The 21,467-nt window shown below is 58.9% G+C and carries 17 protein-coding genes and 1 pseudogene; 6 read left to right on the top strand and 12 right to left on the bottom strand.

Annotation, left to right across the window (positions count from 1 at the left end):
• Positions 1–43: 43 nt before the first annotated feature.
• From hfq to ACTG2O_RS21535, 7 genes are all read right to left on the bottom strand, one after another.
• Positions 44–307 carry an RNA chaperone Hfq gene (gene hfq, locus ACTG2O_RS21505; RefSeq protein WP_005339045.1) on the bottom strand — a complete coding sequence of 88 codons (264 nt, stop codon included), beginning with the start codon at positions 305–307 and terminating at the stop codon, positions 44–46.
• Positions 308–379: 72 nt separating this feature from the next.
• The gene (miaA, locus tag ACTG2O_RS21510) at positions 380–1,309 is read right to left on the bottom strand and encodes a tRNA (adenosine(37)-N6)-dimethylallyltransferase MiaA (RefSeq protein ID WP_439976617.1); all 930 of its coding nucleotides are present in this window, start codon (positions 1,307–1,309) and stop codon (positions 380–382) included.
• Entirely contained in the window at positions 1,299–3,170 is a 1,872-nt protein-coding gene (mutL, locus tag ACTG2O_RS21515; protein WP_236284832.1) for a DNA mismatch repair endonuclease MutL, read from the bottom strand. Before mutL ends, miaA begins: the two co-directional genes overlap by 11 nt.
• Positions 3,171–3,173: 3 nt before the next feature.
• Positions 3,174–3,353, bottom strand: coding sequence for a hypothetical protein (locus ACTG2O_RS21520; protein ID WP_005349275.1), 180 nt, complete (start codon positions 3,351–3,353; stop codon positions 3,174–3,176).
• A 16-nt stretch (positions 3,354–3,369) separates the two neighbouring features.
• Positions 3,370–5,058: an N-acetylmuramoyl-L-alanine amidase gene (locus ACTG2O_RS21525; protein ID WP_042080569.1), complete on the bottom strand. Its 1,689-nt coding sequence runs from the start codon at positions 5,056–5,058 to the stop codon at positions 3,370–3,372.
• A gap of 23 nt (positions 5,059–5,081) precedes the next feature.
• Positions 5,082–5,555, bottom strand: coding sequence for a tRNA (adenosine(37)-N6)-threonylcarbamoyltransferase complex ATPase subunit type 1 TsaE (gene tsaE, locus ACTG2O_RS21530; protein WP_005339056.1), 474 nt, complete (start codon positions 5,553–5,555; stop codon positions 5,082–5,084).
• A 10-nt stretch (positions 5,556–5,565) separates the two neighbouring features.
• A complete protein-coding gene (locus tag ACTG2O_RS21535; RefSeq protein WP_439976618.1) occupies positions 5,566–7,077 on the bottom strand; it encodes an NAD(P)H-hydrate dehydratase in 1,512 nt (503 codons plus the stop codon).
• A 60-nt stretch (positions 7,078–7,137) separates the two neighbouring features.
• Here ACTG2O_RS21535 and queG point away from each other — a divergent pair.
• Together queG and ppgK are read left to right on the top strand one after the other, a co-directional pair.
• Positions 7,138–8,290, top strand: a pseudogene (gene queG, locus ACTG2O_RS21540) (tRNA epoxyqueuosine(34) reductase QueG).
• Between the two features lie 111 nt (positions 8,291–8,401).
• A complete protein-coding gene (ppgK, locus tag ACTG2O_RS21545) occupies positions 8,402–9,142 on the top strand; it encodes a polyphosphate--glucose phosphotransferase (protein WP_005349265.1) in 741 nt (246 codons plus the stop codon).
• A gap of 104 nt (positions 9,143–9,246) precedes the next feature.
• Here ppgK and ACTG2O_RS21550 read toward each other — a convergent pair whose 3' ends face one another.
• The gene (locus ACTG2O_RS21550; protein ID WP_439976619.1) at positions 9,247–9,702 is read right to left on the bottom strand and encodes a hypothetical protein; all 456 of its coding nucleotides are present in this window, start codon (positions 9,700–9,702) and stop codon (positions 9,247–9,249) included.
• 505 nt (positions 9,703–10,207) lie between these two features.
• On the opposite strand from ACTG2O_RS21550, the gene metN reads away from it, so the two are divergent.
• From metN to rfaH, 4 genes are all read left to right on the top strand, one after another.
• Positions 10,208–11,251, top strand: a complete 1,044-nt coding sequence (metN, locus tag ACTG2O_RS21555; protein ID WP_204419570.1) for a methionine ABC transporter ATP-binding protein MetN — start codon at positions 10,208–10,210, stop codon at positions 11,249–11,251.
• Positions 11,232–11,885, top strand: coding sequence for a methionine ABC transporter permease (locus ACTG2O_RS21560; protein WP_005339070.1), 654 nt, complete (start codon positions 11,232–11,234; stop codon positions 11,883–11,885). The genes metN and ACTG2O_RS21560 overlap by 20 nt, the downstream gene beginning before the upstream one ends.
• Before the next feature lie 25 nt (positions 11,886–11,910).
• Positions 11,911–12,711 carry a methionine ABC transporter substrate-binding lipoprotein MetQ gene (gene metQ / locus ACTG2O_RS21565; RefSeq protein ID WP_439976620.1) on the top strand — a complete coding sequence of 267 codons (801 nt, stop codon included), beginning with the start codon at positions 11,911–11,913 and terminating at the stop codon, positions 12,709–12,711.
• 96 nt (positions 12,712–12,807) lie between these two features.
• Positions 12,808–13,308 carry a transcription/translation regulatory transformer protein RfaH gene (gene rfaH / locus ACTG2O_RS21570; RefSeq protein WP_236284824.1) on the top strand — a complete coding sequence of 167 codons (501 nt, stop codon included), beginning with the start codon at positions 12,808–12,810 and terminating at the stop codon, positions 13,306–13,308.
• 59 nt (positions 13,309–13,367) lie between these two features.
• On the opposite strand, the gene ACTG2O_RS21575 is transcribed toward rfaH, so the two are convergent.
• The 4 genes from ACTG2O_RS21575 to ACTG2O_RS21590 form a co-directional block, all read right to left on the bottom strand.
• Complete coding sequence (locus ACTG2O_RS21575) at positions 13,368–15,344, bottom strand: HAMP domain-containing methyl-accepting chemotaxis protein (protein ID WP_236284822.1); 1,977 nt, start codon at positions 15,342–15,344, stop codon at positions 13,368–13,370.
• 39 nt (positions 15,345–15,383) lie between these two features.
• A complete protein-coding gene (locus ACTG2O_RS21580; protein WP_439976621.1) occupies positions 15,384–16,595 on the bottom strand; it encodes an EAL domain-containing response regulator in 1,212 nt (403 codons plus the stop codon).
• Positions 16,576–20,817: an ATP-binding protein gene (locus ACTG2O_RS21585; RefSeq protein ID WP_439976622.1), complete on the bottom strand. Its 4,242-nt coding sequence runs from the start codon at positions 20,815–20,817 to the stop codon at positions 16,576–16,578. The genes ACTG2O_RS21580 and ACTG2O_RS21585 overlap by 20 nt, the downstream gene beginning before the upstream one ends.
• Positions 20,818–21,040: 223 nt before the next feature.
• A complete protein-coding gene (locus ACTG2O_RS21590) occupies positions 21,041–21,244 on the bottom strand; it encodes a hypothetical protein (protein WP_005349248.1) in 204 nt (67 codons plus the stop codon).
• Positions 21,245–21,467: the final 223 nt, after the last annotated feature.

A 21,467-nucleotide genomic window follows, 5' to 3' on the forward strand; every position in this document is an offset into this window, starting at 1 on the left:
ATCATGATGAATCTGAGTTGGCGAGTCGACTCGCCCAGGGATATCACGCCTCGGCATCACCCTGTTCATCAGCCGCGCCACCCGGAGTGGGCTGGTGATGATTAACGGCACGTGCCGGTACGACAGTCGAGATGGCGTGCTTGTAAACCATCTGGCTCACGGTGTTTTTCAGCAGGATAACAAACTGGTCAAAAGACTCGATCTGACCTTGCAGTTTGATGCCGTTCACCAAATAGATAGAAACAGGAATCCGCTCACGGCGCAGCGCATTCAAAAACGGGTCTTGGAGAGATTGCCCCTTAGCCATTTTTCTTTTCCTTATAGTTTGTTGTTTTTAAACACCGGATATCAATATAACAACCTGATTATACAGGGAGTGTCAAGCCGCACCAGCGCGAGCAAGCACGCGGTCGAGATTGCCAGACTCACCAGATTCCAACCAGGTCACGTCGGGCCAGCCGCGCAACCAGGTCATCTGTCGTTTTGCCAATTGGCGTGTGGCAACAATGCCACGATAACGCATCTCATCATACCCCACTTCACCGCACAGGTAGTCCCACATTTGGCGATAACCCACACAGCGAATGGAGGGGAGATCCGGGGTCAGATCGCCGCGCGCCATCAGCGCACGAACCTCCTGTTCAAAGCCACCTTGCAGCATCTTGTCAAAGCGCTGTTCGATCCGCTGATGCAGCACGGCACGATCGCTCGGGGCGATGGCAAACTGCTGCACCCGATAGGGCAAGCCCCCCCCCTGCACTTGCGTCAGCTCGGTAAGGGTCTTGCCGCTGATGCGGTAGACCTCCAGCGCCCGGGAGAGTCGCTGCGGGTCATTGGGGTGAATTCGCGCCCCGGCCACAGGGTCGATGCGCACCAGCTCGTCGTGCAGCGCTTGCCAACCGAGGCGGGCAGCCTCTTCCTCAATCCCGGCACGAATGGCGGGATTGGCGGAGGGCAGCGGGGACAATCCCTCCAGCAGCGCCTTGAAATAGAGCATGGTGCCGCCCACCAGCAGCGGAATGCGGCCACGGTCGGCGATCTCTTTCATCTCCCGCAGGGCATCCTTGCAAAAATCGGCTGCCGAATAGCTCATGGCGGGGTCAAGAATGTCGATCAGCCGGTGCGGGGCACGTGCCAGTTCATCGGCGGTCGGCTTGGCCGTACCTATATCCATGCCGCGATAGATCAGCGCCGAATCGACGCTGATGATGTCGCAGGGCAGCGCCTGGCACAGTTCAATGGCGAGATCCGTCTTGCCGGAGGCCGTCGGCCCCATCAGAAAAATTGCGGTCGGCAAGTCACTCGCCATGTTCAAACTCCTCCAGCACAGTCGCCAACGAAAGCGGGCGCACCATGCGAATGTCTGCCAGTTGGTCACTGAAATCGGTCACAAGTTCCGTCAGCAGACGACTGGCAGTTGAAAAATCGTATATCTTCTCGCGGCTTATCCCCTGCTCCACCAGCCATTGGCATAATACTTCAGCCTGCTGACCAGCATCACTGTCAGATCCGCCCTCGATAATTTGCAGCAATTCGGGTAACAGACGCACCAGGTCGGTCTGGCGCAGCAGAGCCGGCACCCGAGTCAGGATCATGGTGTCGCGCCCCCCGCTTTTCAACTCCAGCCCCATCCGTTTCAGCAAACGTTCCTGCTCGGTCACCAGCGCGATCAAATTCTTCGGCAATTTGAAGGAGACCGGCAGCAACAGTGGCTGGGCCGCCAGTCCCTGGCCCCAGGTCTCCAGCAGCCAGTGGCGTAGCAGCACCCGCTCGGCGCGTACCAGCGAGAGCAGCGCCAACTGATTATCCCGCTCGATCAACAGGTAGGCCTGCTCCACCAGTGTCAGGGCGCGACATCCCCCCTGTTTAGGTGACGGCACTGTGTCGGTGGACTGTGCGGGAGCAGCCTCAGCCGCAGTTGCGATAGGCAGGGTAGTGAGCAGAGCGCCCATGCCGCGCATCGCCTCCCGGCTTGGGGGCTCGGGCGCTTGATAATTGCTGGCTCGGCCAGCCCCACCGCCCCCCTCCCGCACCTGTGCAGGTGCCCGGTAGCTGTGCTCGGCACCGTACCACTCCGGGCGTGGCGCCTGACCGGGATATTCAATCAGCGGACTGACCGGCAACTCGACCAGGGTTTCGGCCAGCGGCGCGTCCTGATGAGCGACGCTGACTCCTTCGCGGCGCAGCGCAGTAAACAGCGCCTGAAAGATAAAGTCGTGGATCAGTCGCGCCTGATGGAAGCGCACCTCATGCTTGGCCGGGTGGACGTTGACATCTACCTGACGGGGATCCAGCTCGATATAGAGCACATAAGCGGCGAAGCGGTCGGGAGGCAGCAGCTCGTCATAGGCCTGACGAATGGCGTGATTGATGAGCTTGTCGCGCATCATCCGGCCGTTGACATAGGTGTATTGCAGATCGTTTTGCGGTCTTGCCCCTTCCGGAGTCGCCAGCCAGCCCCACAGACGCACGTCGCTATGCTCGCTCTCCACCGCCAGCGCATGGTGCATGAAGGGAGTGCCGCAAACGGCGGCGAGACGTCGCTCCTGCTCCGGCACGGTATTGGCGGCCTTGTACTGGCGCACCACCTTGCCATTGTGGCGCAGGATCAGGGTGGCATCGAAGCGGGAGAGAGCGATGCGGCGCACAAGCTCGTCGATATGGGCAAACTCGGTCTTTTCGCTGCGCATGAATTTGCGCCGCGCGGGGGTATTGAAGAAGAGATCCACCACCTCCACCGTGGTGCCCACCGGATGGGCCGCCGGCTTGATGGTGACGCTCATCTCACGCCCTTCCGCCTGGGCTTGCCAGGCTTCGGACTGCTCGGCGGTACGGGAGGTGAAGGTGAGACGGGAGACCGAGCTGATGGAGGCGAGCGCCTCGCCACGAAAACCGAGGCTGTTGATCCCTTCCAGATCGTCCAGTGTGGCCACCTTGGAGGTCGCATGACGCGACAGCGCCAGCACCAGCTCGTCTTTGGCGACGCCACAGCCGTTGTCACGGATGCGGATCAGCTTGGCGCCCCCCTTGTCGATGTCGATCTCGACCCGGTCGGCCCCCGCATCCAGGCTGTTTTCCACCAGCTCTTTCACCACAGAAGAGGGCCGCTCCACCACCTCTCCGGCTGCAATCTGGTTAGCCAGAATGGGTGGCAAAATACGGATCGGCATCATTTACTCCTGAATTTCTATCTTGCGGATGGTCAGTCTCTTAAGGCTCCAGGAGGGCCGCTCCACCACCTCTCCACCAACCGGAATCTGGTTGGCCAGAATCGGGGGGAATATACGGATCGGCATCGCTGACTCCTGAATTTCAATCTTGCTGATGGTATTCGCTAACAGCGGGAGCGGCATCACCCGCTCCCGCGCGTCAGTTTTGCGGAATGTAGAGCACCTGCCCTACCTGAATATTCCGCGACTTGAGCTTGTTGATCTCTACCAGCCGTGCCTGACTCACCCCATGTTTCTCGGCAAGGCGGGAGAGACTCTCCCCCCGCTTGACCACATGGCGGATCATCTGCGACTTGTCGTCACTGCGAACGGGAGCAGCAGCGCGGCTCTGCCCTTGCTGGGGAATATAGATGGTCTGACCAATCTGAATATCCCGGCTGCGCAGCTGGTTGATCTCCACCAAAGTGGACTGACTCACTCCATGCTTCTCGGCAAGGCGAGAGAGGCTCTCACCCCGTTTGACCACATGGCGTAGCATCCGCGATTTGTCATAGTCCCCCACACTGCTGACCGGTGCACCGCTCTCCTGCGCTGCCGCCGAGTAAGGCTTGATCACCCCGGCGCCAGAGCCGCTCCCAGCACCGCCGTCGCGGGCAGTAGCGGGCATCTTGTTGGTCACTACCGGCTGCGACTGTGCCTGCCTGGGCTGGCTCACCGGCTGCCGGGCTACCGGTGCAGGGCGAGTAGCGGCAGGTTGGCTCACCTGCCCCTTGCCGGTAAGCATGGCCCCCTTGGTCGGGTGGGCGCGGTAGTAGTTGCGGATCCCCTCGAAGATGGCGCGGGCCAGCTGGTCCTGATAGCTGGCGGTAGCCAGCAGCTTCTCCTCCGCATGGTTGGAGATAAAACCGGTCTCCACCAGCACCGAGGGAATATCCGGCGCCTTCAGCACCGCCAGACTGGCGTGTTCCGGCGCCTTCTTGTGCAGTCGGGCGACCTTGCCCATGGAGCGCAGGATCTGGCGGCTGACGTCATACCCTTCGGCACGGGACTTGTCCATGGAGAGGTCGAGGAAGGTCTGCGCCAGATAGGGGTTGGGATCGGATTCTGCCAACACCTTGCCGACACCGCCCAGCAGCTCGCCCTGCTTCTCTTGCTTCTCCAGCCAGCTACCCATCTCGCGGTTGGCACGGTTGGTCGACAAGACCCAGACCGAGGCACCGCGCGGGGTCGAGTTATGAAAACTGTCTGCATGGATAGAGACCAGCAGATCCGCCTTGGCCTTGCGGGCGATCTCGGAGCGCTTGTTGAGATCGACGAAGTAGTCGCCACGACGGGTCATCACGGCGCGCATCCCCGGCTCGCGGTCGATCAGTGCAGCCAGCTTCTGGGAGACCGCCAGCGTGACCCGCTTCTCGTAGGTACGACGCGGGCCGATGGATCCCGGGTCTTCCCCGCCGTGGCCCGGGTCGATGGCAATCACCACCCCCTTGCCCTTGCCACCGACAGGCGTGGACTGCACCGCAGCAGCCGAGCGCTTCTCTTCATAAGGAAGGTCGATGACCAGACGGTGGCCATAGGGCCCGGCTGGCGCCAGCGGAAAGACCACCGGCTTGATGGCGGAGCTGAGATCCATCACCAGCCGCAGACCGCCCTTCTCCAGCGGAGTGCTCTGGCGGATCTTGCGCACCAGTTCGCTGTTGTTCTCGATCCGGGCCAGATTGGCGGCGTTGCTCGCCCCTTTCAGATCGATTACCAGCCGATCCGGGCCGGTGAGGGTGAAGTAGTTGTAATTGGGGGCGCTGCTCATGTCGAGCACCACCCGGGTGTTATCCGGTGATGGCCAGATTCGTACGCTCTTGAGCTGATTCGCCCAAGAGGGTAACGCCATCAAAGAGAGAGCAATAACAAGGATCAAGCGCACGTAGATGACAACCGTTCCAGAATGGCTTCGCCAATAGCAGTGCGAGCCTCTATCAGAACCTCGCGCTGCTCGCCTACATAGGTGAGGGTAATTTCCAGGTCGGGAGCCGGTAACCAGCCCTCGCCCTTCTCGGACCACTCCACCAGACAGAGAGTGTTGGCGGCAAAATAGTCCCGAATGCCCATGAATTCCAGCTCTTCCGGATCAGCCAGGCGATAGAGATCAAAATGGTAGACCTGCCAGCCATCGAGCTCATAGGGTTCAACCAGGGTGTAAGTCGGGCTTTTTACCTTGCCCTGATGGCCAAGGCCCTGCACCCAGCCGCGGGTTAGGGTGGTTTTACCGGCGCCAAGCGTGCCATGCAAAAACACTGTGGTCGCCTGCTGGCAGGCCTGTGCCAGACGGCCACCCAGTGCCACGGTTGCTGCCTCGTCCGGCAGTGTCATCATCAACTGTTTTGCCATGTTCTTCTTTTTAACTTGTAATGGTGTCGGGATTAACCAGTTTGCGGATCAGCGGCAGCAGATCTGACGCCAGCATGCCCCGCTCGCCGTCGGCGGCGGCCTGATCTGCAGCCTCGCCGTGGATCACGGCGCCCAGCCAGCTTGCCATGGTGGCAGACCAGCCCTGGGCCAAAAGGGCGGCGATTATACCAGATAACAGATCGCCCATGCCGCCACTTGCCATGCCTGGGTTGCCTTCACAACAGAGAGCGACCCGCTCGCCGTCATAAATAAGTGTTCCCGCCCCTTTTAACAACACCACACCGCCATAACGCCGCTGCAGTGCCTGCACAGCGGCAAACCGGTCGGTTTCAATCTCGGCAATGGAGCATCCCAGCAGGCGCGCTGCTTCGCCGGGATGGGGCGTGAGCACCCAATTATCCTGATGGCGGGGAGATTGCGCCAGCCAATTCAATCCATCGGCGTCCAAAACCAGTGGCAGCCGTTCGGTGAGATAACGGGTGATTTGTGCTCTTCCCCACTCATCCTGACCGAGCCCGGGGCCAATGACCCGCACCGACGCCCACCCCTCGTCATCAGCGGTAGTGAGACTCATCAGTTCGGGTTGATAGAGGCTGACCGGTGGATGATCCGGATGCTGACACACCCGCACCAGCCCGGCCCCCGCCCGCAGGCAGGCGCGGGCCGCCAGCACGATGGCCCCCTGCATGCCGCGATTGCCCCCCACCAGCAGTACCTTGCCATAAGAGCCCTTGTGGGAAGCGCGCGGGCGCGGGGTCAGCAGCGTGCTGAGCAGTGGATAATCGATACGCCAGGCGGCGGGCAGCATAGCGTCATCAGGCGTCACACCAAGGGGATCACAGTCTAGCTGGCCGACACAATCCACCCCGTCGCCGGTGAGCATCCCCTGCTTGATACCGATAAAGGTGAGGGTGCGAGTGGCCTGCACCACGGACCCCATGGCACGGCCGGTATCGCCGTTGAGGCCGGAGGGGAGATCCACCGCCAGCACGGGCACAGCCAAGCCATTGATTGTTGCGACGATCTTTGTCAGTAGTGGCGAGAGGGAGGTGTTGACGCCGGTGCCAAGCAGGGCATCGACCACCAGATCCGGGGTGGAGTGCTGGTCCCCATCAAACTGCTCGGCCAGCCAGACCCGGCCACCGGCCGCCAGCCACTCATCGGCGGCCCGTCTGGCATCCCCCTTCAGCTGGTCGGGTGCTCTGGCGGCAATCACCACCACCTCGATGCCAATCTGGCGGGCAAGGCGGGCCAGCACATAGCCATCACCGCCGTTATTACCGGGGCCGACGAAAATCCACCAGCAGCGACTGTCGGGCCAATGCAGGGTGGCATAGGTGCGCAGCGCGGCACCGGCTCGCTCCATCAGGGCATAGAGAGGTTGCCCCTCTCGCGCGGCCCAGTTGCGCTCCAGTGCGCGGATCTGTTCAGTCTGCCACAACCCCTGTGGTAAACTGCTCCCCTCTTTTGTGCCCAACGCGCCCCTGATGATCTCTACCATGACGGCTCCCGCCTCTTATCAATCGACCCACGCCAGCAAACACCGGCCAGGCCAAGCCGCATGAGCGCACCTGACTTCCACCAGCTGGCTCACGATATCAAGCTCTGGGCACGGGAGCTAGGTTTTGACCAGGCGGGCATCACCGACACCGACCTGCGTATCGAAGAGCCGAGATTGCAGGCCTGGCTGGATGCGGGCTATCACGGCAGCATGGATTACATGGCGCGCCACGGCATGATGCGCGCGCGCCCCCACGAGCTGCTGCCGGGCACGGTGCGGGTGTTGTCGGTGCGGATGAACTACCTGCCGTTCGAAGCGGGCTTTGCTGCCACCCTGCGCGATCCGACTCTGGGCTATATAAGCCGCTATGCCCTCGGTCGCGACTACCACAAAGTGCTGCGCAACCGGCTCAAACAGCTGGGTGATCGCATCGAAGCGCGCTGCGCCGAGCTGTTTCAAGGCACTGAAGAGACCTTGGGTGAGTGGCGCCCCTTCGTTGACTCCGCCCCCATCCTCGAGCGGCCACTGGCGGCCAAGGCGGGCCTCGGCTGGGTTGGCAAACACTCACTGCTGCTCAACGAATCGGCTGGCTCCTTCTTCTTTCTCGGTGAGCTGTTGCTCAACCTGCCGCTGCCGCTCGACCAGCCAGTGGAGAAGGAGCAGTGCGGCAAGTGTCGCCTGCATCAACATCTGCCCGACCGGCGCCATTGTCGCCCCCTATGTAGTAGATGGCCGCCGCTGCATCTCCTATCTCACCATCGAGAATGACGGCCCTATTCCGGAAGAGTTTCGCCCCCTGATGGGCAACCGCATCTACGGCTGCGACGACTGCCAGCTTATCTGCCCCTGGAATCGCTATGCCGATGCCAGCCCGGAACCCGATTTTAGCCCGCGCCCCAGCCTGCACCGCCCGCCCCTGCTGGCGCTGTGGTGCTGGAGCGAGAGCGATTTCCTCAAACAGACCGAGGGAAGCCCGATCCGCCGCATCGGCTATCAACGCTGGCGCCGCAATCTGGCGGTCGCCCTTGGCAATGGCCCGGCAACCCCCGAGGTGATCGCGGCCCTGCAACTGGGGCTGACCACCGCCGATCTCATGGTGGCCGAACATATCGAATGGGCGCTGGCCACCCTTGCTCGGCGTCAGGATGAAGAGAACAAGAAGACCCGTTTGCTGATCCGCTGCATCGAAAAAGGTCTGTCGGATCACGCATAAATGATCTGCCACTTGCCGGATTGCAGCACTTTTTTCATGCTCTGCCGACCTGCAGTGCCCATAACAGCGTGGTCACTGCAAACTGGTCGGCACACAACAAGGACAACACAGATGCATATGTTGGGAGTGGATATTGGAGGCTCAGGGATCAAGGGCTGTCTGGTCGATACCAAAACCGGCGAATTGATTGGCGAGCGCCATCGCATTGCCACACCGCAACCGGCCACCCCGGCCGCCATCGCCCATACCCTCAAGGCGCTGGTCGAACACTTCGACTGGAAAGGACCGGTGGGCTGCGGCTTTCCCGCCACCATCCACAACGGGATTGCCAAGAGTGCTGCCAATATCGACAAGAGCTGGATCGAAACCGATGCCGAGCATCTGTTTGCCGATGTCACCGGCAAGCCCTGCTATGTGCTGAATGATGCCGATGCCGCCGGTCTGGCCGAGATGCGCTTTGGCGCTGGCAAGGATCGCAAGGGGGTCATCATCCTCATCACGGTCGGCACCGGCATCGGCACCGCCATCTTCGTCAACGGCCATCTGCTGCCCAACACCGAGCTGGGCCATCTGATGCTGGAAGGAATGGTCGCCGAGCACTACTGCTCCGATGCGGCGCGCAAACGGGAGGATCTATCCTGGAACCGCTGGGGCAAGCGTTTCAACAAGTATCTGGCACGCCTCGAGTTTCTCTTCTCCCCCGACCTCTTCATTCTGGGGGGCGGCAGCGCAGCCAAGCTGGATAAGTTTGTCGATCGCATCGAGACCCGGGCGCCGCTTATTCCGGCGGCCAGCCTCAATCAGGCGGGCATTATCGGGGCCGCTCTCTACGCGGCCGAGCAGCAGGGCTGACCGACGCTCACTGCAAGTCAGCAGATACCAATGGAAAGGGCCCGGCACTGCTGCTGGGCCCTTTTGTTTTGCGGTCATCTTGCGTGTTTGGTGCTTATCACCCGTTACATGTCGTCGAGTCGGTGCACTCCGTGCACCAGTCGGGTCAGGCGGGTCTGCTCCAGCCTGGCCAGATTCTCGAGCAAGGCGGTGGTGGCCGGTGTCGGGCACTCCCGGGCCAGATGACTCAGCTCGCCCACCAGCTGCTCTTCCCAGCGGCATACCTGAGTGACGATATCCTGAGTCTGGACTGATGCCGGCAGCTCGAAGCGGGTAATGGCAGGCAGCATATCCTCGCTGAAACTCTGGTTCAGCCAGGTCTCCCTGACCGCCTCTCCCAGTTGAGCAGCATATTCGTGTAGATGGGCACTGGCCGCATCCTCACGCCCTTGCAGATAGACCAGCAACATCCGGCTGCGTTCGCTGTCCACCTGACTGGTCAAACGCCCGTAACAGAGTCCGAGCTGGTGATGAACCTGCTCAAGATAGTGCAGCAACTCTTTGATCTGTTGGAATCCCATCGCACTGCCCTCCATGCTTGTCAACATCATCAGTATAAAAAACCGGCGCCACCGACCCAATCCCTATCCGAGCCCCCCTTGCGCTGCATCAAGGTTGACGCCGACAAAGTGGCGATCAGGTGGTCCGGTCACGAATAGGGAACGATTTGTGCAGCAATTTGTGTAACGATGGTGGAGCATTAAGCTCGACAGCAGATGTGAACAGAAACGAGCTGACACACTAATAAAACCAGCCTTTACCCGATATAAACCATCTTTAATTCGGTTATGTACTGCAAGGACGAAACAGGATCTGGAAGAGCAACAATACCATTCTGATCGTTATCCGCCTGACAGAAATTCTTATCACTTTTTTAGACGTCTAGACGTAAAAACATGCGTTGACATGGCCATCCAGACATCTTAGCATCATCCTCCATGATGACAGAGTAACCCAGTGGAACCTCTGCCCAATTTCCCCGCCTGTAGCGCCCTGTGCTTTAAGGCTGTTAGCACGGAAGAATCCATGATTAAGTTGATCGGTCTCAACAAAGTCTACGGTACAGGCAGTGATGCCGTGCACGCCCTGCGTGATGTGAGTCTGCATGTACCCCAAGGCAAAATTTTCGGGGTGATCGGTGCCTCCGGTGCCGGCAAGAGTACCCTCATTCGTTGTGTCAACCTGCTGGAGCGCCCGACAGAGGGTCAAGTCATCGTTGATGGCCAGGATCTGGTCGCCCTGAGCGAACGGGATCTGACCCAGGCTCGCCGCCAGATCGGGATGATTTTCCAGCACTTCAACCTGCTTGCCTCCCGCACCGTCTCCGCCAACATCGCCTTTCCGCTGGAGCTGGCGGGCTGGAGCAAAGAGAAGATCCAGCAACGGGTTGCCGAGCTGCTGGCACTGGTCGGGCTGGAAGCCCGTGCCCAGGCCTATCCGTCCGAGCTTTCCGGCGGTCAGAAACAGCGCGTCGCCATTGCTCGCGCACTGGCACCGGCCCCCAAGGTACTGCTCTGTGACGAGGCCACCTCTGCTCTCGACCCGCAGACCACCCGCTCGATCCTGACCCTGCTCAAGGAGATCAACGTCAAGCTGGGGCTCACCATCCTGCTCATCACCCACGAGATGGACGTGGTGAAGGGGATCTGTGACGAAGTGGCCATCATCAGCGACGGCCGTCTGATCGAGCAGGGCGAAGTGGCCTGGTTCTTCAGCAACGCCAAAACCCAGCTGGCCCGTGACTTCATCCACTCCACCATCCATCTGGAGGTACCGCAGGAGTATCAGGATCGGATGAGCAGTGAGCGGGTGCCGGGCAGCTATCCGCTGGTGAAGCTTGGCTTTACCGGCAGCACGGTCGATACGCCGCTGATCTCCGAGGCAAGTCGCCGTTTCAATATCGACATCAGCATTCTGAGCGCGGACATCGAGTACGCCGGTGGCGTCAAATTCGGTTTCCTGCTGGCCGAGCTGTTCGGGGATGAGGCCCAGTGCGAGGCGACCCAGCAGTTCCTTATCGACAACCACATTCAGCTGGAGGTAATGGGTTATGTCCGAAGCCATGATTAATCTGCTCATCACGGCCCTGGGCGACACCCTGATCATGGTGTTTGCCTCCGCCCTGTTCGGCTGCCTGCTTGGCCTGCCACTCGGCGTGGCACTGCATGTGACCAAGGCGGGCCAGATCCTGGCCAACCCCTTGCTCAACCGTACTCTGGGCATGGTGGTCAACGTGGGTCGCTCGGTGCCCTTTATCATCCTGCTGGTCGCCATCATTCCGCTGACCCGACTGATTGTCGGCACCAGTATCGGCACCATCGCTGCCATCGTGCCGCTGACTGTCGGTTGCATCCCTTTCATTGCCCGTCTGGTGGAAGGGGCCCTGATGGAAGTGCCGGACGGCCTGCTGGAAGCGGCCAAGGCGATGGGCGCCAAACCGCTGCAAATCATCACCAAGGTGCTGCTGCCCGAGGCTCTGCCCGGCATCCTCAACAGCGTCACCATTACCCTCGTCACGCTGGTGAACTACTCGGCCATGGCCGGGGCCATCGGTGGCGGTGGTCTGGGGGATGTGGGTATTCGTTATGGTTATCAGCGCTTTGACCCGACCGTCATGCTGGTGACCGTGGTTATCCTGGTAGTACTGGTTCAACTTATCCAGAGCGCGGGTGAGCGCCTGGTCAACAAATGTGATCATCGTTAATCGTCGATTTCTGACAGGAGGTTTTATGAAATTTGGCATCAAATCCGTTGCGGCTGCCCTGCTGGCTGGTCTGGTTCTGGCCGGTTGCGGTCAAAAAGAAGAGAGCAAGGTTCTGAAAGTGGGCGCTATTGCCGGCCCCGAGACCGAACTGGTTGAAGTGGCTGCCAAGGTCGCCAAAGAGAAATACGGTCTGACCGTCGAGGTGGTCAACTTCTCCGACTATGTCACCCCGAACGTGGCGCTGAACGATGGCAGCATCGACGTCAACGCTTTCCAGCACAAACCCTATCTGGATGCACAAGTGCGTGATCGCGGCTTCAAGCTGGTTCCGGTTGGCAACACCTTCGTCTACCCGATCGCCGGTTACTCCAAGAAGATCAAGGCGCTGAGCGAGCTGCAAGATGGCGCCCAGATCGCGGTACCGAACGATCCGACCAACCTGGGTCGTTCCCTGATCCTGCTGGCCAAGCAGGGTCTGCTCACCCTGAAGGATGGTGCCGGTCTGGAAGCAACCGTGCTGGATATCGCCAGCAACCCGCGCAACTTCAAGATTGTGGAACTGGAAGCAGCCCAACTGCCGCGCTCGCTGGAAGATGTGGATCTGGCTATCATCAACAACACCTTCGCCGGTCAGATTGGTCTGACCCCGACCGAGAACGGCCTGTTTGTTGAGGACAAAGAGTCCCCCTACGTCAACCTGATCGTCGCCCGCGACAACAACAAGGATGACGAGAAGGTCAAACAGTTCGTACAAGCTTTCCAGACCGATGATGTCTACAAGAAAGGTCTCGAGCTGTTCAAAGGCGGCCTGGTAAAAGGTTGGTAATTGCTCACTCGGCAAAAAAGGCCACGCAATGCGTGGCCTTTTTTATTGGCGCCGCTATCATATCCGCGAGCACGGCAACACGAACATACTCATAACATGAAAAAATGGTATCTGGCCTACTGCAAGCCAAAAGAAGAGGCCCGCGCCCGCGCCCACCTCGATGCCCAGGGTATCGAATCCTATTACCCCATGGTGGAGATCGAGAAGCTGCGCCGGGGCAAGCGAGTTCCGGTACGGGAACCCATGTTCCCCAACTATCTGTTTATCTTCGTTGATTTGGAAGAGGTGACACCGGTCACCCTGAAATCGACCCGCGGCATCAGCCGGATCATCCACTTTGGCAGTGAATGGACCCCCATCAGCAGCAAGCTGGTCTATCAGCTGATGAGTCGCGATGACAGCGATGAGGCGAGAGCCAGCTACGCTAACCTGCCCTGCTCGGGCGACAAGGTGCTGATTGAAGAGGGGCCGTTTGCCGGCTTCGAAGCCATCTATATAGAGCCGGATGGAGAGAAACGGGCGATTTTGCTGGTCAGCCTGCTCAACCGGGAGACCACCAGCAGCTTCGACAACCACACCTTCAGGCGTCTGGACTAAACCCACGGGCCAGACGGCCCGGTGAATGGCAATAGCAATGGCGGGATAATCCCGCCATCTCACGCATCAAGATCAAAGCGGGCGATGACCGCCTGCAGCTTGCCGGTATCGCCAGCCAGTCTGGCTACGATCTCCTCCCCCTGCTGACTACGCTGACAGGATTGCCGACTGAGCGCGGCAATGTCGTCGACCGTCCCGGATACCTCGGCGGCCACCCGCGACTGCTGCTCGGTTGCCACCGAAATGGCCTCCAGCTGGCCCGACAGCGACTGCACCAGCTGGTTCATGGCACTCAGGGTATCGGTCACCAATCCAACTGCATCCCGCCCTTGCTCCACCAACCGGGTGCCGCTGCTGACGGTACTCACCGTCTGGCGAGTCTGCTGGGAGATGGCCGCAATAGTCTGGCTGATCTCGGCGGTGGATTGATGGGTGCGGGTTGCCAGCTGGCGAACCTCATCGGCCACCACCGCAAAACCACGCCCCTGCTCGCCTGCCCGCGCCGCTTCTATCGCCGCATTGAGTGCCAGCAGATTGGTCTGCTCGGCTATAGTGGCGATCACCTCGGTGATCTGCCCCACCTGTTCACTCTGATGCTCCAACAGCCCCATGGCTTCGTTGGCCTGTCCAATCATGGCGGCAATCTGCTGCATGGTATCGCTCATTCGTGCCAGCGCGGCCTCTCCCTGACGGGTCTGCTGCCGCACCTGATGGGCACCATCCGCCACACCGGCAATGTTGCCAGCCACATCACGAGCACTCACTGACATCTGATCGATAGCCGCCGCCACCGCATCGACCCGCTGATCCTGCTCCGTCAGATCCGCCACTATGGCTCTGGTGGTGCTGCCCACATCGAGACAGGCCACCTCGACCTGCCCCACTGCGCCCTGCAACTCCCCGACCAGATGATGTAACTGGGCAGACATCCGGTTGATGGAGCCGGTCAATTCTCCCAACTCATCCTGCCCTGTGATTGGCAAGGGCTCGGCCGCCAGCCGACCATCCGCAACCTGCCCCGCCCGGGTCACCAGACAGGCAATGTCACGGGTCAGACGGCGACTAAAGAACCAGGCGACCACCATGCCAAGCACGATGGCGCTGCCGGTAGCCAACAGCAGTGTCTGGTTGATAGCCCTCCCGGCTCCGGTCATCTGCGCCGAAATCTGATCCACCTCGGCACGGGTTTTCCCCACCTGCTGGACTAGCTGCTCGCTGAGGCTGGACTGCATCGGCTCGATGTCGGTGGCCATCAGGTAGTTTGCCTGATCCCAATCCGGTGCCTGGCGCTTCTCGATCACCTGTCCCACCAGCTCGGAGAAAGGGGTCGCCATCTCTTCAAACAGCTGCCAGAGGCTCTGCTGGGTGTCGGTAAAGAGCGCGGCTTGCTGTTTAACCTCAGCCACACGCTGCTGATGAAACTGGTAGTAATCCTGATACTTGCTGCGGTATTCGGGGTCGCCTGAGATAAGAAAATCCCGCAGGGCTGAGAGGGCGTTGGCGAGGCTGTTGTAGGCATCCCCCACCTGTTTGAGCAGCATGCGGCGATCGCCGGAGAGTTGATCCTGCGGAGTGCCAACTTCTTCATTGGCAAAGGATTGCAGCTGATCGAGCGCAGCCTCCGCCAGCGGCCCCGCCTCCTGCAGCATCAGGGTGTGAGCGGGCAGATTCTCTTCACTCTGGGCGATGGTCCACACCTTCTCCTGATGGCTTTTGAAGGTCTCGAGAGACTTGGCGAGCGCCGGACTGAAGGCCTGATGGGCAATGGCCTGCCAGGCCGACTCCCACTCCTGCTTGAGGCGGGAAGCCTGAGCCGGATCCTTGCCGAGGATAAGATAGCCACGCAAGGCGGAAACGGTGGCAACCAGCGCCTTCTGGCTCGTTTCATCCCGCTGCAGGGCGGGCAGCGCCTGCTCCAGCAGGGTGTGTTGGGCCTGATGGATCTGGGTCAGCCGGTAATAGACCAGCGTGGAGGAGAGCAGGATCAGCAGGTTGATAAAACCGAAGCTGAGCAGCAACTTGCTTGAGATTTTCATGAACATCCTTGTTCAAACGGAGGGATCCAGCCAACAGAATCAGATAGATATCAGTGTAGGCAATCTATCTTGCCAAGTCCGGTGCCAATTAGCCAATTCACTGCGCGGCATCGGGCGGGCAGAGAAAAATCCCTGACAGAGGTCGCAACCGAGTTGGGCCAGCACTCGCCAGGTCGCCTCATCCTCTACCCCTTCCGCCACCGACTTCAGCCCCAGCTTGCGGGCCAACTCGATACTGGACTCGATGATAGCCAAACGTGACGGATCGGCATGGCAGCGATCGACGAAAGAGCGATCCAGCTTGAGTTCGGTGAACGGCAACAGTGCCAGCTGCTGCATCGAGGAGTAGCCGGTACCAAAATCATCGATGGAGAGGCCAAAACCATGCATCCTTAGCCGGGTCAGCACCTCCAGAGACTTGCCCAGATCCTGCACGAATGCGCTCTCGGTCACCTCGAGGGTGATGAGCTCAGGATTGATACTCCAGCGCTTGCACTGATCAATCAATAAGTTGCAGAGGTCCCCTTCAATGAGTGAGGTGGTGAAGAGGTTCATCGACAGATTGAGTGACAACCCAGTTTCCTCCCATAAATGACCATCACTCAGAGATTTGCTGATGATCACCTCGGTCAACGGATCGATAAGCCCGTTGCTCTCCGCCAGTGAAATAAAACGCCCGGGAGGGATCAGGCCAAACTCGGGGTGTTGCCAGCGGGCCAACGCCTCCATCCCGACCCACTCGCCGGATGCAAAACTCACCTTGGGCTGATACCAGGGCAGCAGTTGATCTTGCTCGATCGCCCGACGCAACTCATCGAGTCCTATTCTGTGCCCCTCTTCCTCCCTGACGGGTTCCTGCCGGGGTGACCAAGCCTGGATAAGCCGCTGGAGCTGCTGCGGCGTTGAGGGTTTCTCTATGCGACCAAGCACCTGCAAGCCATAAGCGGTACTCATACGCAATACGGCTTCGACCACATCCCCCTCAAGCGCGCTGGAGAGGATAATGCCGCCCTGAAAACCACCCAGCGACAGGCGGCGCAACAGCGCCATGCCATCCATTCCGGGCATTCGCAGATCACAAAACAGGATATCGACGTTGTGTTGCTGGCTAAGCGCCAATGCCTCGACACCATCAACCGCTTCCAGCAGATTCTGGTAACCCAGGCTGCGGATCTGGTGCAGCAGCGCCTTGCGCTGAAATCCATGGTCTTCCACGACCATGATGACCAACTCATGTTGTGCTTTTTTCATCGAGCCATAATCCAATGTCGTGGGCAATCGCCGTCATCAACCTCTGCACAGTGCTGACCAGCTCGTCGAGCTCGTCGAGCCTCTTCAATCGCGCTGCCGATTCCAGCATGGCAGCCTGGCTGGCAAGCTCCTCCAACCCGACCATTCGGGCAGCCCCCTTGATCCGGTGGGCGGTCTCTACCAAGGCGCTGGCATCATGACAAATCAGTGCTGCCATCATGGCCTCGCCATCCTGCCGGTTGGAATCGAGATACTCCACCGCCATGGCTCGCGCGGTCAGCTCGTTACCAAAGAGCGCCAACCAGCGCTCAGCCTGAATGCCTGTAACCCCAACAACGGGCGCAACCGCGTTTCTGGTTGGCGTCCTCTCAGCCAGCCAATGGGCCAGCATCTGGCGCAAGATATCCAGCGGGTAGGGCTTCAGTAACATGTCACTCATGCCAGCCTCTACCATACGAGCACTCGCCTCTTCCGACGTATCTGCCGTTACCCCAATGATGGGGGCCGTCACTCCCGCAGCCCGCAACGCCTTGGTCAGAGCATAACCATCCATCACCGGCATATGGCAATCAGTCAGCAGCAGAGAGAATTGCTGTCCCTGCCAAGCCCGCAGAGCCTTCTCGCCATCTTCCACAACCTGAGCCTCGATACCAAGAATGGCTAACTGCCGTGCCAACAAGGCACGATTGACCGGATGATCATCGGCCACCAATACTTTGCCACCCAGCTTATCTGCAAGCGCAGGGAGGTGCGGTGTGACCCACTCCTGTAGCAATTCGTGGCAGCTCTCCAGCAGAAGATCCGGATAGAGAGGAGATAGACCCAGGCGCCACCATTTCTGTTCACCAATCCGACCCCGTAACGCCTCATCGGGTGACGCTATGATCCCCTTCAGCGCAGAGTGTTGCAGCCAGCTTTGCCATTCCCCCCCCAGCGCTTGCTCAAGCCACCGTTGATCGGCCAACAGCAACCCTTCCAGTGAGCGACTGAGCTCATTGGCCCCCAAGTACCTGAGCTTGGCCCCCTGCCGTACCATGGCCGCTTCGAGGTTGGTGTCATCGCTGAAAAACCACCATTCTGTATCAGCCAAAGCAGGGGAATCCCACTGCGGATTGGTTAGCGGCACGGTAAAGCGGAAGCTGGAGCCCTCTCCTGCCTTGCTGGTCAGTGTCAGTGCCCCCCCCATTTTGCACACCAGCTGCTCACAGATTGCCAACCCCAAGCCGGTGCCACCAAAACGACGGTTGATATCTGACTCCACCTGCTCAAAAGGCGTGAACAGCAGCGACTGCTTCTCTTCGGCAATCCCGATACCGGTGTCACTGACACTGATGGTCAGTTGCTCACTCAGATAGCTGACCCGAATCGTAATCCCCCCTTGTTCGGTAAACTTCACCGCATTGTTGAGCAGGTTGGAGATGACCTGACCAATACGCACCCCATCGATGTCGGCCCAATCCGGCACATGATGCTCCCACTCCAGCACCACGTGGAGCCCCTTGTTATGAGCCAGTGCCGCATGGCCACGAATGGCATCGCAGATCACCGTTTGCAACCGGCTGCTCTGGTAATTCAACTGCAACTGACCCGCTTCTATCTTGGAAAAATCGAGGATGTCATTGACCAGATAGAGCAGGTTGTTGGTCGAGGTGACCACATTGCGCACCATAAAACGCTGGTCGTCGTTGAGCTCGCTCATTTGCAGCAATTCGAGCATGCCATGCATGCCTGAAATGGGAGTGCGCAGCTCATGGCTCATGGTTGCCAAAAAGCGGCTGCGAGCCTGCATCGCCTGCTCGGCATAGGCGCGAGCTTCGCGCAGCTCGTATTCCTGTTGCTTGAGGGCCGTAATGTCCTGAATGACCCCATTGAGGATCAGTGCCTGCTGCTCCTGTCTGACAAAGTTGCCACGCACTTGCAGATAGCGATCTCCATCAGGTCGCTCCACCTTGACCTCCAGGTCGAGGGGCGCCAGGGTCTCGGCATGATTGGCCACCTTGCTGACAAAATCCTGCAGCGCCTCTTCGGTAAAGCCGAACACCTCACCACCCGATTCGGCATTGAACAGGTCCTGCCGGGAAGCCCCGAGGATCTCGCTGGCCCCCTGAGAAGCATACAAAAACCGCCCCTTGCCGGGTCCTTGCCACAAATACTGATAGACCACCCCAGGCATGCTGTCGGTAATCTGGGTAAGGCGATTTTCAGCCTGACGGGCGCGCTCCTCCGCCTCTTTGATCCGGCTGACATCGGTCAGTACTGTCAACACCCCCAGCATATTGCCATCGGGATCGCGATAAGGACGTTTGGCATAGATAACATGGCAGGGCGTACCATCAGCTCGCAGGTTGCTCCCTGCCCCCTCCAGATCCTGTCCGGTCTGCCACACCCGGCGCTCTTCTTCCAACACACTGTTTCTGAGTGTCTCGGGCATGTTTTGGAGCTCCTCACTGCTACTGCCAGCACCGAGGAAAGCATCGCGATAGGCCTGATTGCACAAGGTGATCCGCTGTTCGCTATCACGTAGCGCCACCATGGTTGGCAGTGAGTTGAGCAAGGTCTGCACAAACAGCAACTGTTCGTTCAGCTTGTCCTCTGCGATTTTCCGCTGCGCAATCTGGCGACGCAAACTGCGAGCCCAGAACATCACCAGCAAACCGCTGACGAGCAAGGCGCCCCCCCCTATGGCCAACCATTTGTAAATCAGGGTGTAATCAGACTCGATATTGACCGACACATTGAGCCAGCGTCGTTCCAGCAGTTGCCATTCCTCATCCGTGATGGTCAGCAGCAACTTGTCCATGATGCGGAGCAACTCGGGCTGAGCATTATCGACGGCCATACTGATAGGTACGGAAAATTCGGGGGAGCTCAGCACTACCTGATACTTATCATTGAAACCCTTCATTGCCTGCTGTCCCAGATTGGTCATGGTCAACAGCACATATTCGGCTCGCCCAGTATCAAGCAAGGTCAGTAAATCGGCATCTTTGCCTACTTCGATAATATCGGCGCCCAGCGCGTGAATGAGAGAGGCTTCGTAAGAGCCCGTCACACCACCAATCAGACGCCCTTTCAGCTCGACCAACGACTTCAGCGGGCGAGCACCGTGTCTGGCTACGACATAGCTGTCGAACTTCAGATAGGAGGAGGTAAAAGAGGCAAAGGACTGACGATCCTTGAGCGGTGTCATCAAGGGAATAAGGTCCACTTTATGCTCTTTCAGCATTTTAAGTGACTCCTGCCAGGTATTTGTCGACACCAGCTCAAAGCGGATCCCGGAGCGCAGACTCAATAACTTCATCAGGTCTGCCGTATAGCCATGCAATTCACCTTCGTCATCGATTTCGCTGATGCCGGCAAATCCGGGGGCAACGGCGAACTTGATGACCTTGTTTCTCTGCTTCAGCCAACTAGCCTCATCTGGTTCCAGCAACAGACCTGCGTTGGCGCGTTCATTTTTCTGATGCAACCGTAATCGTGAGTCTGCAACGGGTATCCGTTGATATGCCTGCCAAAGCTTCTCGCTCAGCTCTGGCTGGCGGGAGCTGGTCGCCATCGTCAGCGTGCTGCCAGAAAGCCACCCAGGAGCGACAACCCCCATTGATGCAGGCATTCTCTCCATCTTGAGGGAAACAATGGGTTCCAAATCAAGATATGCATCGACAGCGCCCAGCTTGACCATATAGGTCGCCTCGTCACGGCTCTCCAGCTCAGTTACATCAGAGATCCCCAAACGATCCAACTCATTGCAACTGCCAAACCCGCGAATACAGACCCAGCGTAACTTGCGCGCCTGCTCCAGGGTCAATCGCTGATCCGGGGTATGCATTAAAATGGAGCGAGTATAAGAACCGATACTGCCAATAGGGTTTATCCCCTTCAATTCAAGAGCATTACGTTCGACCCCGATTAATGCATCAATCTGGCCGCCTTGGAGAGCAATCTGGGCATCCACGTAGGAGTTGTAGGGGATATAACGCAATGACACGCCCATTTCGGCTGCAATGCGCGAGGCCAGCTCCTTGAGCGGACCGGCATAACGCTGGTTGGGGAGTTGATAGATGAAAGGGAGATAGCCGCCACGGGGAACCCCGACCAGCAGCTCCTTTTGTGCAGTAATTTCGTTACTTGTGCTCTCATCTTGCGGTTGGGGAGCCGCAACAGCCAACATGCCCGTAAACAACAGCAAAATAGGAAGAAAAAGCTGACGAAAGAGCGGCATAAGGTCTTGTCCTGATGAGTAAAACAGATAGGGCTGCCACCTCTAATCTTGCAGATCCTGACGACGCAAGGCGAGAAAACAATCGCAGCTGTTACAAAGAGGGCGGAGAGGATAATACTGAGTCACCAACATGTGAACCTGGAATCAACCATAAGATGGAAAAATGGCAGGCATGCAGCCTGCCATTTCACTAGCGAGGGGGATCTTATTCTCCCCCTCGCGATCAGGTTATTCGATTCCCGAGGCGGAAGCCGGTTTGATACTCCCGCTCGCGAACGAGGGCGATTTGACCCTGATATCCTTCCAGCCCGATATCCCTGAGCAGGGCGGGTGACAAATTGACCTGCACGAGACGACGCTCGACCCGGGCAATTCTTCTCTGGACCAGGGATTCAACACTGCGCAGTAAAACCAGTTCGATAGACATGACATTCTCCAGTTGAACATGCGGTTCTCCCGGAGAAAGTGGATATCACCCTGCGGGACGAACCGCGGGTGATAAAAAGACAGGGGTTACCTGTTTACGCCACGCGGTAAAAGAGCACGAGATTTCACGCCGCACGCAGTGCCGCGAGAGAATGCAATATTGAGCATCAGATGTTGCATTTTCGTCTCCTTACCGGATAAAAGTTGAACAGGTTGCAGAAGTC

The organism is Aeromonas sp. 61P (assembly GCF_051919545.1).
GTDB classification, from domain to species: domain Bacteria; phylum Pseudomonadota; class Gammaproteobacteria; order Enterobacterales; family Aeromonadaceae; genus Aeromonas; species Aeromonas veronii.